Genomic DNA, 16,049 nt, shown 5'->3' with positions numbered 1-16,049 from the left:
TCTGCAGGAGATGGTCGGGGCGAGCCCGACCATGACGCGCTTGGTCCTGGCGTCCTGCCCGGGCTTGGCCCGGGCATCTCGGAAACGATCGGGCGTCAGCCCACGGAGCCTTCAAGGGAAATGGTGATCAGCTTCTGCGCCTCGACGGCGAACTCCATCGGGAGCTGCTGCAGCACCTCCTTGACGAAGCCGTTGACGATCAGCGCCACCGCCTCCTCCTCGGAAAGACCGCGCTGCTGGCAGTAGAACATCTGGTCCTCTCCGATCTTCGAGGTCGTGGCCTCGTGCTCGAAGATCGCCGTCGCGGTCTTGGCCTCGATATAGGGGATCGTGTGCGCGCCGCACTGGTCGCCGATCAGCAGCGAGTCGCAGTTGGTGAAGTTGCGCGCGCCGGTCGCCTTGCGATGGGCCGAGACCATGCCGCGATAGGTCGAGTCCGACTTGCCGGCCGCGATGCCCTTGGCGATGATCTTCGAGGTCGTGTTCTTGCCGAGATGCAGCATCTTCGTGCCGCTATCGACCTGCTGTGCCCCGTTGGATACCGCGATCGAGTAGAACTCGCCGCGCGATCCGTCGCCGCGCAGGATGCAGGACGGATATTTCCAGGTGATCGCCGAGCCGGTCTCGACCTGCGTCCACGAGATCTTCGAATTCCTGCCGCGGCAATCGCCGCGCTTGGTCACGAAGTTGTAGATGCCGCCCTTGCCGTCGGCGTCGCCGGGATACCAGTTCTGTACGGTCGAGTACTTGATCTCGGCGTCGTCCAGCGCGATCAGCTCGACCACGGCGGCGTGAAGCTGGTTCTCGTCGCGCTTGGGCGCCGTGCAGCCTTCGAGATAGCTCACATAGGAGCCTTCGTCGGCGATGATGAGCGTGCGCTCGAACTGGCCGGTGTTCTGCTCGTTGATGCGGAAATAGGTCGACAGCTCCATCGGGCAGCGCACGCCCTTGGGGATGTAGACGAAGGAGCCGTCGGTGAAGACCGCGCTGTTGAGCGTGGCGAAATAGTTGTCCGTCACCGGCACGACGCTGGCGAGGTACTTCTTCACCAGCTCCGGATGCTCCTGGATGGCCTCCGAGATCGAGCAGAAGATCACACCGGCCTTGGCGAGCTCCTCCTTGAAGGTCGTCACCACCGAGACGGAATCGAACACCGCATCGACCGCGACGCGGTTCTCCGGCGCGACGCCGGCGAGAATCTCCTGCTCGCGCAGCGGTATGCCGAGCTTCTTGTAGGTATCCAGAATCGCCGGATCGACCTCGTCGAGGGACTTCGGCGAAGCGCCCTTCTTGGGCGCGGCATAGTAATAGAGGTCCTGATAATCGATCGGCGGATAGTTCACGCGCGACCAGGTCGGCTCGATCATGGTCTTCCAGCGGCGGAAGGCGTCCAGCCGCCATGCGAGCATCCATTCCGGCTCGTTCTTGCGGGCCGAGATGTAGCGGACCGTGTCCTCGGTCAGGCCCTTGGCCGGCTTCTCGACCTCGATCTCGGTGACGAAGCCATATTTGTACTCGGTCACGTCAATCGACTTGACCTGATCGATGGTCTCCTGGACCGCTGCCATGCTCAGTCTCCAGTCGCGGGTTCAAGGGCCCGCCGGTTCAGTCTTCGTGTTGCGGAACGCTCAGGCGGCAGCCCGGGCGCTCCGATCGGTGTCCGCGGCCACGAGCTTGCCGTAGGCCGCGAGGAAAAGGTCGATATCTGCCTCGCAGGTGGTCCATCCGAGCGAGGCCCGCAAGGCCCCTGCGCTCATGGCGGGGTCGATTTTCATCGCGTCGAGCACATGCGAACGCTTGACCTTGCCCGAGGAGCAGGCCGAGCCGGAGGACAGCGCGGCCCCGGCCAGATCGAGCTTGATCAGCACGGTCTCGGCCTTGAGGCCCGGCGTCGCGAAGGCGCTGGTGTTGGGCAGGCGTGGCGCAGCGCGGCCGAAGATCGCCGTCTCCGGCGAGAGAGTGGCCAGCCCTGCTTCCAGGCGGTCGCGCAGGTTCGCGACGCGCTCCGCCTCTTCAACGAGACGCTCGCGCGCGACTTCAGCTGCGGCACCGAAGCCGATGATTCCCGGGAGATTTTCGGTTCCCGCGCGCCAGCCGCGCTCCTGCCCACCGCCGCGCATTGGCTTGTCGGCGAGTTCGAGCGCACCAGTGCGGAAGACAATTGCGCCGACGCCCTTCGGACCCCCGATCTTGTGCGCCGAGAGCGTCAGCACGTCGGCGCCAACAGCCATGATGTCGATGGCGATCTTGCCGGCCGCCTGCACGGCGTCGCTGTGCAGCAAGCCGCCATGGCGATGCACGATCTCGGCGGCGTCGGCGATCGGCTGGACGACTCCGGTCTCGTTATTGGCGAGATGGATCGAGACCAACGCCCGCGCGCCAGGACTATCCGCCACGAAACGCGCCAGCCGCTCGTCGAGCCAGCCCAGATCGATCACGCCATTGCCGTCAACCGGCATCGCCTCGGCGGCACCGGAGGGGAAACGATGCCCCTCGCGCACACAGGCGTGCTCGGTCGCGCTATGAAGCAGCAGCGAGGCGGGCGTCCGCACGCAGTCGCGCCCGCCATCGCAATCCATCAGGCCGGGCGAAAGCACCGTGACATTGGCCTCGGTCCCGCCGCTGGTGAACACGACGTTCGACGCCTTGGCCCCGACGAGCGCCGCGACCTGCTCACGCGCGCGTTCCAGCGCGCCGCGCGCAGCCCGCCCCTCGCCATGAACGGAAGACGGATTGCCCGGCAGCGAAAGAGCATGCGCGACCGCCTTCAACACCTCCGGTCGGACCGGGGTGGTGGCGTTGTGGTCGAGATAGGCACGCCCCGCCGTCACGATCCTTCCTGCTCCATCATCGTCATTGCCCGGCTCGTCGATACGAAATGCTTGAAATCGCACCTGTGCGCCGTGCTATAGCCGCCCATCCGAACCGGCCGGAACGGTCGAGACGCGGTCCGCTCAAGCGATCCACCGTTTTGTTCTCGACTTGTTCACGGCTGTTAGAACTATTCTAAGCGCTCTTTATCTAGGGCGCGCATGGTGGCGTCGTCAAGGGCGGCCGGGTTTCGAGCAGGCATGCGCCCGCTTTCTGCCCGCCCGTGCCGGCGTCCCCGACAGGAAGCGGTGAGACGATGCCAGAGGTGATTTTCAACGGGCCGGCAGGTCGTATCGAGGGCCGCTATCAGCCCGCCAAGAAGCGCGGTGCGCCGCTGGCGATCATCCTGCACCCGCACCCGCAATTCGGCGGGACGATGAACAACCAGATCGTCTACAATCTGTTCTACACCTTCGTGAACCGCGGCTTCTCGGCGCTGCGCTTCAATTTCCGCGGCGTCGGCCGCAGCCAGGGCCAGTTCGACCACGGCGCCGGCGAGCTCTCGGACGCGGCCGCCGCGCTCGACTGGATGCAGGCGCTCAACCCCGAGGCCAAGAGCTGCTGGATCGCCGGCGTCTCCTTCGGCGCCTGGATCGGCATGCAGCTGCTGATGCGCCGCCCGGAGATCGAGGGCTTCCTCTCGATCGCGGCGATGGCCAACCGCTACGACTTCTCCTTCCTGGCGCCCTGCCCGTCCTCGGGCCTGTTCGTCCATGGCTCCGAGGATCGCGTCGCCCCGGTGAAGGAGGTGATGGCGGTGATCGAGAAGGTGAAGACCCAGAAGGGCATCCAGATCGAGCATGCCGTGGTCGACGGCGCGAACCACTTCTTCGACGGCCGCGTCGAGCAGCTCATGGAGCAGGTCGGCGTCTATCTTGACCGGAAGGTCGGCCCCGAGATCCTCAAGTCCGAGCAGGAACAGGCCTGACCCGGACGCTCAGACCGCCGGGACGGTAACGCCCCGGCTTCCGGCGAGAACGGGCAGCTTCATGCAGGCTGCCCGGGCTTCCGCCAGAACCCAGTCGCGGAACAGCCTGATCTTGCGCTCGCGCTGGCGCTCCTGCGGGTAGACGACCCAATAGGAGCGCTCGTCGCGAACGGCATGGTCGATGGCGAAGACCAGCCGCCCGGCTGCGATGTCGTAGGCGAAGAGCTCCGGTATCGCCATCGCGACGCCATGCCCGCGCAGCGCCGCCTGAATGCTCATCGCCTGCATCTGCAGCGCCATCGTCGCGCGCCCACCGAGCTTGGGCACGTCCACGCCGACATCGGCGAACCAGCTCTTCCAGCAGATATCCATCGGGCTCAGCATCGGCGCCCGCAGCAGGTCTCGGGGCTCGCGTAGCTGCAGCTGCTCGCGCAGCTCGGGCGTGCATAGCGGCGCGTAATGACAGGCAAACAGCCGTTCCGCCACGAGGCCGGGCCATTCCCCCCGCCCGTACCGCAATGCGAGATCAACCGATTCCGTCGCAAAATTGACGAGGTGCTCTGTCGTTCCCACCCGCACCTCGAATTGCGGATTCTCGACCTGGAACTGGGCCAGGCGCGGCGACAGCCAGGTGATCGCCATGGTCTGCAGCGAGGAGATCGTCAGGACGGCCTGGTTCTCCTCGCACAGCCCGCGAAACACGGTGCCTATATCGAAGAGCGCCTTTGCAACGGGCCCGGCGAGCCGCTGGCCGATCGCCGTCAGAACAACCTGGCGCGGCTGGCGCACGAACAGCGCCGCACCGACGCGATCCTCGAGCAACCGGATCTGATAGCTCACCGCGGCCTGCGTCATGCCAAGCTCCTCGGCCGCGCGGGTGAAGTTCTGGTGGCGCGCCGCGGCCTCGAAGACGCGGACCGCTGCAAGGGGCGGAAGCTTCGGTGGCGGTGGACGCATGGGCATGCCGAAGCATAAGCTGTCTTTATGGCAGATGACAATCTTCCGCTTTGTGACGGCGCCGCGGCTCGTCCAGATTCGAACTCACATCAGCGGGCGCCGCCGCCCGCCTTCCCGAGGATCGGATCATGACTTGCCTGTCGCAAACGGCACCGCTTGCCCCGCAGAGCGGCGCTTCCTTCCCGCTCGGCTGGCTGCTGGTCTGGCGGCGCCACTTCGCTGCCGCCCGGGCGCAGCGCTATCTCGCAACGCTCGACGATCGTGCCCTCTGCGATCTCGGACTGTCGCGCGAGATCGTCGACCCGCCGCGCCCATCCACCCCTGCGGCGCTCTGGCTCAACCGCGTCCCAGGGTAAGCCAGCAGGTGCTCCTGCCGCAAAAGCGGTTTCCACTTTGGCTGAACATGCTGGATCGCCTGGCGTCCTGTCGGACGCAAAGTGGCGATCCAGCTCTTTGTTTGGCATCGGATTTTCCGAAAAGTGGTTTCCACTTTTCGGTCCATGCTCTAGACGACGGCGGAACGACATTCACCAGATCGCAAGCCGCCATGACCACCTACAAGTCCGATTTCCTGCGCGTGCTCGACGAGCGCGGCCTCATCCATCAGGTCTCCGATCCGGCGGGCCTCGATGCTCTGTGCCGGCAGGGAACCCAGACGGCCTATGTCGGCTATGACGCGACCGCAACCAGCATCCATATCGGCAACCTGATCTCGCTGACGATGCTCTACTGGTTCCAGGAGACCGGCCACCACCCGATCACGCTGATGGGCGGCGGCACCTCCATGGTGGGCGACCCCTCCTTCCGCGACGACCAGCGCAAGCTGCTCACGGTCGAGGAGATCGCCAGCAATATCGAGAGCATCAAGCGGGTCTTCGGCCGTATCCTGCGCTATGGCGACGGGCCGACCGACGCGATGATGGCCAACAATGCCGACTGGCTGCTGAAGCTGAACTATGTCGAGTTCCTGCGCGATGTCGGCCGGCATTTCTCGGTCAACCGCATGCTGTCCTTCGATTCGGTGAAGCTCAGGCTCGACCGCGAGCAGTCTCTGTCCTTCCTCGAATTCAACTACATGATCATGCAGGGCTACGACTTCGTCGAGCTCAACCGCCGTTATGGCTGCCGTCTGCAGATGGGCGGCTCCGACCAGTGGGGCAACATCATCAACGGCGTCGATCTCTCGCACCGGATGGGCGGCCCGCAGCTCTACTGCGTGACGACCCCGCTGCTGACGACCTCCTCCGGCGCCAAGATGGGCAAGACAGCCAACGGCGCGGTCTGGCTCAATGCCGACGTCTTCAGCCCCTATGATTTCTGGCAGTATTTCCGCAACACCGAGGACGCCGATGTCGGCCGTTTCCTCAAGGTGTTCACTCGGCTGCCGCTGGACGAGATCGCCAGGCTCGCCGCGCTCGGTGGCGCCGAGCTGAACGAGGCGAAGAAGATCCTCGCCACCGAGATCACCGCGATCGTCCATGGCCGCGAGGCGGCGGAAGCCGCCGCCGAGACCGCGCGCAAGACCTTCGAGGAAGGCGCGCTCGCGGCCGACCTGCCGAGCGTCGCGATAGCGCGGGCCGAGATCGAGCCGGGCGTCGGGGTGCTGACCGCCTTCGTCAAGGCGGGGCTGGTGCCCTCCACCGGCGAGGCCCGCCGCCAGGTCAAGGCCGGCGGCCTGCGCGTCAACGACGCGGTCGTGACGGATGAGCGCGCTTTGCTCGGGCTCTCCGACCTGTCGTCGGAAGGCGTGATCAAGCTCTCCTTCGGCAAGAAGAAGCACATCCTGTTGCGGCCCGAATAGGCCGCAGCACGTCGCTCAGCGTCGCGGCGCCTCGCCCGGCTGGACCGGGCGTTGCGCCGGCGAGCCGCCGAGCGGATCGACGAAGCGGCGCAGGATGCCGGGTGCGATTGCAGAGAGCGGATTGATCGTCATGGTCGGCGCGCTGGCCGGGCCCGAAATCCGGAAGTTGACGGCGAAGAGACCGCCATACTGGCTGCCGCCGCCGAGCAAGGCGCCGACCACCGGCACTTGGGCGAAGGCGTTGTTGAAGGCATAGCCTGGCACGAAGGTGCCACCGATATCGACGCGGTCACGCCCATAGTCGACATGGCCCTGCAGGGTGAAACCGACCTGCTGGCCCCAGATCACCATCTCGGAAACGTCGAGCCGGCTGGTGGAACGGGTGAACTCCGCCTTGAGCTTGGTGAAGGCGACCTCGGAGGTGTCGATACGCTGCTCCTCGGGGCGATCCCCCGAGAAGGCGTTTGCGGATTGAGCACCGACCACGCGACGCAGGGCCGGCTCGTCGCGCACGATGAAGTTCCGGAACATCAGATCGCCGCTCTGGCTTGCTCCCGACCCCATGGTCAGGACGAGATCGCCGCCATGGGCCTTGTTGTAGAGATCGAGGAAGCGCAGGAGCGAGCCGCCGTTCTCGGATTGAACGACAAGGCGCTCACCCTGCCGGCCCTGGCGCGCCGTCACATCGGCCTTGCCGATCCGCCCCTGGAAGTTTGCCGACCGCACCTCGCCGCCCCGCTTGGAGAGCTTGAGCGTGCCGTTGGTAATGGCCTCGTTGTTGAATCCGGTCAGGATCGGCACATCGAGATCGATGTCGTAGTCGCTATCCTTCGGCCCCGCCTTGTCTGCACCCCTGGATGGAGGGGCCGCGCCCTGGATATCCTTGATGAAGGGGCGCAGATCCGCGACGGCGCCGCGCACAGCGAGCTTGGTGACATTGCCGTCCCGCTTCACGTCGAGCTTCAGATTGTCGCCGGGAGAGATCCGGAACTGCGAGAGGCTGGCGGCGTCGAGGCCGTTCTGCCTGTTCAGCTCCACCCGCCCCTTGATCAGAGCAGGCGCTGCATCGAGCGTGAAGTCCTCCAGATCCGGCCCGTCGGAACTGGAGACATAGAGGAAGCTGAGCTTGCCGGGCCGGCCGGCCGGCTTGCTCAGGCCGGGAACGACGCCATCGAGCGCCACCTTGGTCAGATCGATCTCGATGCGCGGCGGCCCATCGCCGCCCTTGCCGAGAAGCTTCGTGACCTTCACGGGGAGCGTGCCCGAAATACCTGAATCCGCGCCGAGACCACGCCGCTGCCGAGCCGCGGCGTCGAGGTTGAGTTGCAGCGTGGCTTCGCCCTGCCCCTTGCCGTTCTGCTTCAGTTCGATGGTGCCCTTGTCGCCGCCGATGCGTGCATCGCCGCGCAGGGCAAGACCGTTGCGGTCGACATTGACGGAAAGATTGCCGCCTTCCAGCCTCTCCGTCCCAAGAAGCGTATCCGAACTGACATTCGTCAGCGTTCCCGCGCCGGTGACGGTGATTTCGTCCGGCTTGAGATCATGTGCGAGCGGCAGCGCGATGGTGACCTTCAGATCGCTCGCGCCCTTGATGGCGCCGGGGTCGATCTGTCCGAGATTGAAATCCTTGAGGGCCGGAAAGGCGAAGAGCGCGGCCAAAGCGTCCATCGAGCCCTGCGAACGAAAACCGATGCGGCCCGGGGCTCGATGTACGGCGTAGTCGGGCATGGCGAAGCTGCCTTCGCTGAGCTGCAACTGCCGTCCATTGCCGAGCTCGGCGGTGGCATTGCCGATCGCCAGTTGCACGGTCCGCCCCGTCACCTTGCCGGTGACGGTGGCATCCGCCAGCGGCGGCAGGCCGGGATCGGGCAGATAGCGGACCTGATTGGCATCGATCACGACCGAAAGGGCGCCGTCCGGCAGCCCGTGGCCGCGGATCAGGCGGGCATGATCGGCCGCCGGCAGGTCGAGATCAACGGACAGCGACTTCATCCGGCCGGCTGCGAGCTGATGGTGCAGGGTCTGATGCACCTGGGGGGTGGTGAACTCGGGCCAGATCGCGAGCAGCGCACGCACGTCGGAATCGCTCGCCTTGATCGCGAAGCGCTGCAGCGGGGATTCGCCCTGCTTCTGGATATAGGCGGTCATGTCGACGGTCGCGGCAGGTCCGCGGATCGCTGCCTGCTCGATCCTCACCGTAGCGTTCGCCGGGTCGATCTTGAGCGCTGCCTTCAGGCTATCGATCCGAACGGCGGCATCCGTCGCATCGAGGCCGGCGAGCTGACCGCTGGCGTCGAGGGCAAGCCGCCAGGCCCCATCGTCGGTGCGTAGAGAGCCGGTCGCGGTCAGCTGCGTCGAACCGGCCTTGAACTCGGCCTTCTGGATGTCGAGCTGCGTGAGATCGGCGCCACTCGCCAGTTCGAGATGAACGGAATCGACCGCCAGCGGCGGCATCGGCCCGTCCGGGAAGCGGACATGGCCGGCATGGACATCGATCTGCGCCGTGATCGACTTGTGCCCGTCCGGCGTCTGGCGGAGCGTCGCCTTGCCCTGGAGCGGCAAGCCTTCCAGGCTCACCCCGGTGCCCAAAGCCAGCGCCACGATCTCCGCCGGCTCGAAGCGCAGGATGTCGATGTCGGCCCGCTGCGTTCCATCGGCCTCCGTCGACAGATCGACGGCGATGTCCTTCCAGCGCTGGCCGGTGCGCCCCTTCATCGTCAGGCGGGTTCCGCGCTCGCCGGAGCGCGTGAGCCTGATCTCGACATCCTCGAGGCCAGCCTTCAGGCGACCATCGGGATCGACGAGCGCCAGGCGCGCACCGTTCATGCCGGCGGTCTCCAGCGAACCAAGCAATCCGTCGCCGCGCGCCAGCATCGAGATCGCGCCCATGATGCCGGTGAAGGCGTTCCATTGCGCGGCGTCCGGCAGTGCCGGTGTCGGCGGGGTCTCGGCAGGCGCCGAGTCGGCATTGACGACGAGGACGCCTTCCTTGTTGACGCCGAGGCGGACATTGACCCCGCGCAGATCGACCGAAACCAGCCGGATATCGCCCTTGAGCAGAGCGAGCGGCTCATAGCCGAGAACCGCTTCAGGGGCGCGGATGATGGCGCCGCTGGCATGGCGGAAGAGGACCTGACGAACCTTGAGCTGCGAATGTCCGTCGGTCCGGCTGAGCTCGGCCGATGCGGCCTCGACCTCCCAGCCCGGCCCCAGCCGCTCCTCGATTGCTGCGGAGATACGTCCCTCGAGGCCCGACAATGGGACGATCCCGGTCGCCAGAAGCGTGACCGCCGCGCCCGCCAGAACCACAATGGCCACCGTGATCGCGACGCAGATCGTCGCGAGCCCGGCTTTCGCGCGGCGCTTCACGATCTCGACTTCACAAGCTTCGCGCTCGGGCTGCGCTTCCGCTCGCCCCGAAGCCGTGGCCCCTACTTCCTCATCCGCCAAGATGCGCGTGGTCCTTTTCGGCGCCGGGCATCGGCCTGCCGCAGAGTGCGTCTGTTCGCCTCTTGCCGCAATCCCGCCAGACGGCATGCATGTCGATGAGGCCAGACGAAGCGATTCGGCAATCCGGAAAGGACGTGCCACATGCTTCGCTGACCGATGGTATCGCCGGCCTGCCTTGTCGTGTTCGGCGGTCCATGCAGTGAGAAGGCGACAAAAGGAAGGCAACGGCCATGACATTGCAGGAAGGAGATCCGGCGCCCGATTTCAGGCTGCCGCGCGACGGCGGCGGCGAGGTCGGTCTGTCGGAGCTGCGCGGCCGGAAGGTCGCTCTCTACGCCTATCCGAAGGACAACACCCCGGCATGCACCGAGGAAGCGATCGCCTTCAACCGCCTGCGCCAGGCCTTCGCGGATTGCGGGACCGAGATTATCGGCGTCTCCCCGGATTCCGTGCAACGTCACGGCAATTTCAAGCGCAAATATGAGCTGGATTTCGCGCTGCTGGCCGACGAGGAGCAGAAGCTCGCTTCCGCCTACGGCATCTGGGTCGAGAAGAGCCTGTATGGCCGAAAGTACATGGGGATCGAGCGATCGACATTTCTGATCGACGCCGAGGGCCGCCTCGCCCGCATCTGGCGCAAGGTCAAGGTCGCCGGCCATGCCGAGGAAGTGCTGGCGGCCGCTCGGGCCTTGTGAGCCGGCTCCGTCCGAATTTGCGAAAGATTAACCCTAACGATCTCTAATCGCGGCATCGGCAGCGTTCTTTCCGGTTCCGCGTATGCATCATCAGTCACAAACGGGCCCAGCTCTCTCGACCGTCGGCCTGGTCACCCACAAGACCTACACGATCCGCCGCTCTACGATGGTCGCCGGGCTGGCGTGGCTCGCCCTGACCACGGCCTGCTCCGGCGGCGCCGGCTGGTACATCCTCAGCCGGGACGATCTCGCCGCCCGGCTGATCGCCCGCGAAACGACCCGCCAATACGCCTATGAGGACCGAATCGCCGCCCTGCGCGCCGATATCGACCGCTATGCCAGCCGCGCCCTGCTCGACCAGGACGGTGTCGAAACCCGCGTCGACGAGCTTGCGACCCGGCAGGCGGAACTCGAATCGCGCCAGTCGCTCGTCGCCGCCCTCGCCGACACGCTTCAATCCAGCGGCCTCGTGCCGGCCGTGAAGCTGCCGCTGCGCGCGAACGTCATCAAGCCGGGCGAGCCGATCCGCGCCTCGGGCGTCACGAGTTTCGCGCCGATCATGCCGAGCAAGCCGATGCCCGCGCCGGAAGCGCCGCCGCTGCGTGGCGCCGACGCCAACGCGGCCGAGGGCTGGCAGTCGGGCGAGGCACCGGCCGAGCCGCCCGCGAAGCGCGTCGAAGCAACCCTGACCCGGCTCGACAAGGCCATGGCCAGCACGACCGAAGCTCAGATCGTCGCGTTGAAGGATATGGACGAAACGCTGGCCGCCACTCAGAAGCGGCTCCGCAGCGCATTGGCGGAAACCGGCCTCGACGCCGAGCGCCTCACGCCTCCGGACAGCGCAGGAGGCGTCGGCGGACCCTTCGTCCCGGTCAAGCTGGACCCCGCCGCCGGCCCCTTCGAGGCGACGCTGGCCGCCCTGCAGCCGCGCATGGCCTCGGTCATGCGCCTGCGCGGCGTCATCGATCAGCTCCCCCTCGCCCGGCCGATGGCCGGCGACCACGATTTCACATCCAATTTCGGCTACCGGACCGACCCCTTCACCCGGGGCCTCGCCATGCATACGGGCGTCGACTTCCGCGCCGAGACTGGCTCGTCGATCCTCGCCACGGCGCCCGGCAAGGTCGTCGCGGCGGAGTACAATGGCGGCTACGRCAACATGGTCGAAGTCGAGCACGCCAACGGCCTGAGCACGCGCTACGCCCATATGTCGGCGATCTCGGTCTCGGTCGGGCAGACGGTCAAGGCCGGCACGGTGGTCGGCCGGGTCGGCTCGACCGGCCGCTCGACCGGGCCGCATCTGCACTACGAGACCCGGATCAACGACGAACCGGTCGACCCGACACGGTTCCTGCGGGCTGGCGGCAAGCTCTTCGCCAACGCACTCTGAGCCTCTGATCCAATGAAAAAGCCGCGCAACCTGCGCGGCTTTTTCTGTTTGGACCGTGGGAAACGGAGCAAGGCTCAGTCGATATCCTCGACCTCGACCTCCGTGCCGTAGACGCGCTGGGCCAGCGACGCCTCCATGAAGGGATCGAGATCGCCGTCGAGCACCTCCGAAGGCGCCGTTGAGCTCACGCCGGTGCGCAGGTCCTTCACGAGCTGATAGGGCTGCAGCACATAGGAGCGGATCTGGTGGCCCCAGCCGATATCGGTCTTGGAAGCCTGCTCGGCGTTGGCCTTCTCTTCGCGTTTCTTCAGCTCGACCTCGTAGAGGCGAGCGCGCAGCATTTCCCAGGCCTTGGCCCGGTTCTTGTGCTGCGAGCGCTCCTGCTGGCAGGCGACCGCGATGCCGCTGGGAATATGCGTGATGCGCACCGCGGAATCGGTCGTGTTGATGTGCTGCCCACCGGCGCCCTGGGCGCGGTAGGTGTCGATCCGGCAGTCCGACTCCTTCACATCGATGACGATGCGGTCGTCGACGACCGGATAGACCCAGACCGACGCAAACGAGGTCTGCCGCCGCGCATTCGAATCGAAGGGCGAGATGCGCACGAGCCGGTGCACGCCGGATTCGGTCTTCAGCCAGCCATAGGCGTTGTGCCCCTTGAACTGGAGCGTCGCCGATTTGATGCCGGCGGTATCGCCGTCCTGGTATTCGAGCGTCTCGACCTTGAACTTCCGCCGTTCGCCCCAGCGCCGGTACATGCGCAGCAGCATCTCGGCCCAGTCCTGGCTCTCGGTGCCGCCGGCGCCGGGATGGATCTCGACATAGGTGTCGAGCATATCGGCTTCGCCGGAGAGCAGAGTCTCGACCTGAAGGCGCGCCGATTCGTCCTGAATGGCCTTGATCGCCTGCTCGCCCTCGGTGACGGTGGCGTCGTCCTCCTCCATCTCGCCGAGTTCGATCAGCGTCAGCGCATCGTCGAGATCACGCTCGAGCTTGCTGATGCCTTCGATCTGGGTTTCCAGCGAGGTCCGCTCGCGCATCAGCTTCTGCGCGGCTTCGGCATCGTTCCAGAAATCGGGGCCCTCGGAGAGAGCGTTGAGTTCCGCTAGGCGGCGCTGGGCTTGATCCCAGTCAAAGATGCCTCCTCAGCAGTCCGATCGACTGCTTGGCGTTGTCGAGTTGCGTCTGGATTTCGGGGCGCATGATTCCGTCGAAACGTCCTTGTGATCTGTGTTCGAGGGCTGAGATAGGGGGGAATGCGCCGGCTGTAAACGCCCGCGCCGAGGCGAGTTGCAAGAGCGTGCCTGGTCCAGGGAATGCAAAATGCCCGGAGCATCGCTCCGGGCATCGAAAAGTCCCGTGCCGGCGTCAGTAGAGGCCGCCGGTTCCCGAGCCGATGGCGCGCCCGCCGCCGCCGGGGCCGACGGAAAGCGGCGCGCTGCCGTCACCCGCCGCGCCGATCACCGAATAGCTGTCCGGAGGGGCGGTGCCGGGCTTGAAGGCTTCGAGGATGCCGCCCTCGCCGCCGGCCCGCATGCCGGTCCTCGGGTCGACGCGGATCAGCTTGATGCCGGCCGGCACACGGAACGGCGTGGCCGGCTTGTCCTTCAGCGCGACCGTCATGAAGTCGCGGAAGATCGGCGCGGCATACTGGCCGGCGGTGGCCGAAGTGCCGAGCGATTTCGGCTTGTCGAAGCCCATATAGACGCCGACCGCGAGATCCGGCGAGAAGCCGACGAACCAGACGTCCTTGGCGTCGTTGGTCGTGCCGGTCTTGCCGGCGAGCGGCTTGCCGACCGACTTCACCACTGTCGCAGTGCCGGCGTTGACGACGCCTTCCAGGATCGAGACCATCTGATACGCGGTCAGCGGATCGAGCACCTGCTCGCGGTTGTCGACCAGGCGCGGCTCCGACTGGTTCGCCCATTTGTCGGCATTGCAGCCTTCGCAGACGCGCTGATCGTGACGATAGATGGTCGTGCCGGTGCGGTCCTGGATGCGGTCGATCAGGGTCGGACGGATGCGACGGCCGCCATTGACCAGCATCGAATAGCCGGCGGTCATGCGCATCACCGTCGTCTCGCCGGCGCCGAGCGACATCGACAGCACGGGCTGAAGATCGTCATAGATGCCGAAGCGGCGGGCATATTCCGCRATCAGCGGCATGCCGACATCCTTGGCGAGGCGCACCGTCATCAGGTTCTTCGAGAACTGGATGCCGTAGCGCAGCGTGCGCGGGCCGGTCGACTTGCCGTCGAAATTCTCTGGCCGCCACATGCCGAGCCCCGGCCCCTGATCGATCTCGATCGGCGCGTCCAGGATGATGCTGGACGGGGTGTAGCCGTTGTCGAGCGCGGTCGCGTAGACGAAGGGCTTGAACGACGAACCGGGCTGCCGCAGCGCCTGCGTCGCGCGGTTGAACTCCGACTGGTCATGCGAGAAGCCGCCGACCATGGCGAGCACACGGCCCGAGAACGGGTCCATCACCACGATGGCGCCGTTGACCTCCGGGAGCTGACGCAGGCGCACATAGCCGGGCCGGCTGTCGATCGGCTCGACATAGACGACGTCGCCGGCCGAGACGGCCTGGGAGACGCGCGCGCGGCGCGTCCACTTGATGCCGTCGGCAGCAAGGGTGACGGTCTGGCGCTCCTTGTTGAGATGGCCGGCATTGTCGCGCAGCGGATGCAGGCCGAGCTTGGCGCTGTCACCGCTGGATTCGAGCACGACGGCAAGCCGCCAGGGTGCGACGTCGCCGAGGACCGGCAATTCGCCAACCGCGGCGCCCCAATCGCGGCCGATATCGAGCTTCTGGATCGCGCCGCGCCAGCCGCGCGCCTCGTCGAAGCGCACGAGACCGTCGACCAGCGCCTTGCGTGCCATCAACTGCGTCTTGGGATCGACGGTGGCGCGCACCGACAGGCCGCCTTCGAGCAGCTTCTTCTCGCCGTAACGGTCCTGAAGCTCGCGCCGAATCTCCTCGGCGAAATAGCCGGCGGCGATCTGATTCGGTGAAACCGTGCGCGGATTGACGCCGAGCGGCTGCTTCTTCGCGTCCTCGGCGACCTCGCGCTTGACGTAGCCGTTCTCGACCATGCGGTCGATCACGTAGTTGCGGCGCTCGATCGCGCGGTCGCGGTTGCGGAAGGGATGCAGATCGGAGGGCGCCTTCGGCAGGGCGGCGAGGTAAGCCGCCTCCTGCAGGTTGAGCTCATGGACCGACTTGCCGAAATAGTTCAGCGCGGCAGCGGCGATGCCATAGCTGCCCTGCCCCGGCGCCGGCGCGCCGAGATAGATCTCGTTCAAGTAGAGCTCGAGAATCTTGTCCTTGGAGTAGGTCGATTCGAGCTTCAGCGCGACGAGCGCCTCGCGGATCTTGCGCTCGATCGACTGCTCGGGGCTCAGGAAGAAGTTCTTCGCCACCTGCTGGGTGATGGTCGAGGCGCCCTGCGGCCGGCGATTGGCGCTGCGGTTACGGTAGTTGGAGATCGCGGCGCGGACCAGGCCTTCGGGATCGACGCCCATATGCTTGTAGAAGTTCTTGTCCTCGGCCGAGATATAGGCGTCGACGACGAGCTTCGGCACGGCCTGAATCGGCAGGTAGAGACGGCGCTCGCGGGCATATTCGGCGATCAGGCTGCCGTCGCCCGCATGCACGCGGGTCATCACCGGCGGCTCGTAGTTCCGGAGCTGGGCGTAGTCGGGCAGGTCTTGCGAATAATGCCAGATCAGGCCGCCGGCCAAGGCAGCAACGATCACGAAGGCGATCGCACCGGCGGCGAACAACCATCCGAAGATTCGCAGAATGAACCGCATCTCAGGCCTTGGACCCCATCTTTGCCACCCGGCGGGCGCCAAATCGGGGCGCGTCGCAAATCAGAGCTATAACATGACGTAGATGGCGGAACCGTGGCCTTGAGACCACATTTCGCATGATCCGACAATGGGTCGGAACGA

General features: G+C 66.0%; 11 protein-coding genes. 5 read left to right on the top strand and 6 right to left on the bottom strand.

The window, feature by feature from the left end:
* Positions 1-95: 95 nt before the first annotated feature.
* Positions 96-1,568, bottom strand: coding sequence for a Fe-S cluster assembly protein SufB (gene sufB / locus AC1DNE_RS05395; protein ID WP_441470940.1), 1,473 nt, complete (start codon positions 1,566-1,568; stop codon positions 96-98).
* Positions 1,569-1,628: 60 nt separating this feature from the next.
* A complete protein-coding gene (locus tag AC1DNE_RS05390) occupies positions 1,629-2,834 on the bottom strand; it encodes a cysteine desulfurase family protein (protein ID WP_441471086.1) in 1,206 nt (401 codons plus the stop codon).
* A 293-nt stretch (positions 2,835-3,127) separates the two neighbouring features.
* On the opposite strand from AC1DNE_RS05390, the gene AC1DNE_RS05385 reads away from it, so the two are divergent.
* Complete coding sequence (locus AC1DNE_RS05385; RefSeq protein ID WP_149129147.1) at positions 3,128-3,799, top strand: alpha/beta hydrolase; 672 nt, start codon at positions 3,128-3,130, stop codon at positions 3,797-3,799.
* Positions 3,800-3,808: 9 nt separating this feature from the next.
* On the opposite strand, the gene gcvA is transcribed toward AC1DNE_RS05385, so the two are convergent.
* Positions 3,809-4,756 (bottom strand): transcriptional regulator GcvA, encoded by a 948-nt coding sequence (gene gcvA, locus AC1DNE_RS05380; RefSeq protein WP_476765323.1) that lies wholly within the window; start codon positions 4,754-4,756, stop codon positions 3,809-3,811.
* Between the two features lie 128 nt (positions 4,757-4,884).
* On the opposite strand from gcvA, the gene AC1DNE_RS05375 reads away from it, so the two are divergent.
* Together AC1DNE_RS05375 and tyrS are read left to right on the top strand one after the other, a co-directional pair.
* Positions 4,885-5,112: a DUF1127 domain-containing protein gene (locus tag AC1DNE_RS05375; RefSeq protein WP_476765322.1), complete on the top strand. Its 228-nt coding sequence runs from the start codon at positions 4,885-4,887 to the stop codon at positions 5,110-5,112.
* 191 nt (positions 5,113-5,303) lie between these two features.
* A complete protein-coding gene (gene tyrS / locus AC1DNE_RS05370; protein ID WP_476765321.1) occupies positions 5,304-6,557 on the top strand; it encodes a tyrosine--tRNA ligase in 1,254 nt (417 codons plus the stop codon).
* 15 nt (positions 6,558-6,572) lie between these two features.
* Here the strand turns inward: tyrS and AC1DNE_RS05365 are convergent, their stop codons facing one another.
* On the bottom strand, positions 6,573-9,926 hold the full coding sequence (locus AC1DNE_RS05365) for a hypothetical protein (RefSeq protein ID WP_476840942.1): 3,354 nt from the start codon (positions 9,924-9,926) through the stop codon (positions 6,573-6,575).
* A 311-nt stretch (positions 9,927-10,237) separates the two neighbouring features.
* On the opposite strand from AC1DNE_RS05365, the gene AC1DNE_RS05360 reads away from it, so the two are divergent.
* Together AC1DNE_RS05360 and AC1DNE_RS05355 are read left to right on the top strand one after the other, a co-directional pair.
* On the top strand, positions 10,238-10,702 hold the full coding sequence (locus AC1DNE_RS05360; protein WP_476765319.1) for a peroxiredoxin: 465 nt from the start codon (positions 10,238-10,240) through the stop codon (positions 10,700-10,702).
* An 82-nt stretch (positions 10,703-10,784) separates the two neighbouring features.
* Entirely contained in the window at positions 10,785-12,092 is a 1,308-nt protein-coding gene (locus tag AC1DNE_RS05355) for a M23 family metallopeptidase (protein ID WP_476840941.1), read from the top strand.
* Positions 12,093-12,166: 74 nt separating this feature from the next.
* On the opposite strand, the gene prfB is transcribed toward AC1DNE_RS05355, so the two are convergent.
* Positions 12,167-13,295, bottom strand: a protein-coding gene (gene prfB / locus AC1DNE_RS05350; RefSeq protein ID WP_441470933.1) for a peptide chain release factor 2 whose coding sequence is annotated in 2 segments (ribosomal slippage) — positions 12,167-13,225 and positions 13,227-13,295 — 1,128 coding nt in all. Because the reading frame shifts where the segments join, the coding sequence is not laid out codon by codon here.
* Between the two features lie 165 nt (positions 13,296-13,460).
* Entirely contained in the window at positions 13,461-15,908 is a 2,448-nt protein-coding gene (locus tag AC1DNE_RS05345; RefSeq protein WP_441470932.1) for a penicillin-binding protein 1A, read from the bottom strand.
* Between the last annotated feature and the right edge of the window lie 141 nt (positions 15,909-16,049).

The sequence above is a fragment of the Allobosea sp. 05L423 genome (assembly GCF_056397745.1).
This window is presented reverse-complemented; position numbering and strand designations above follow the sequence as displayed.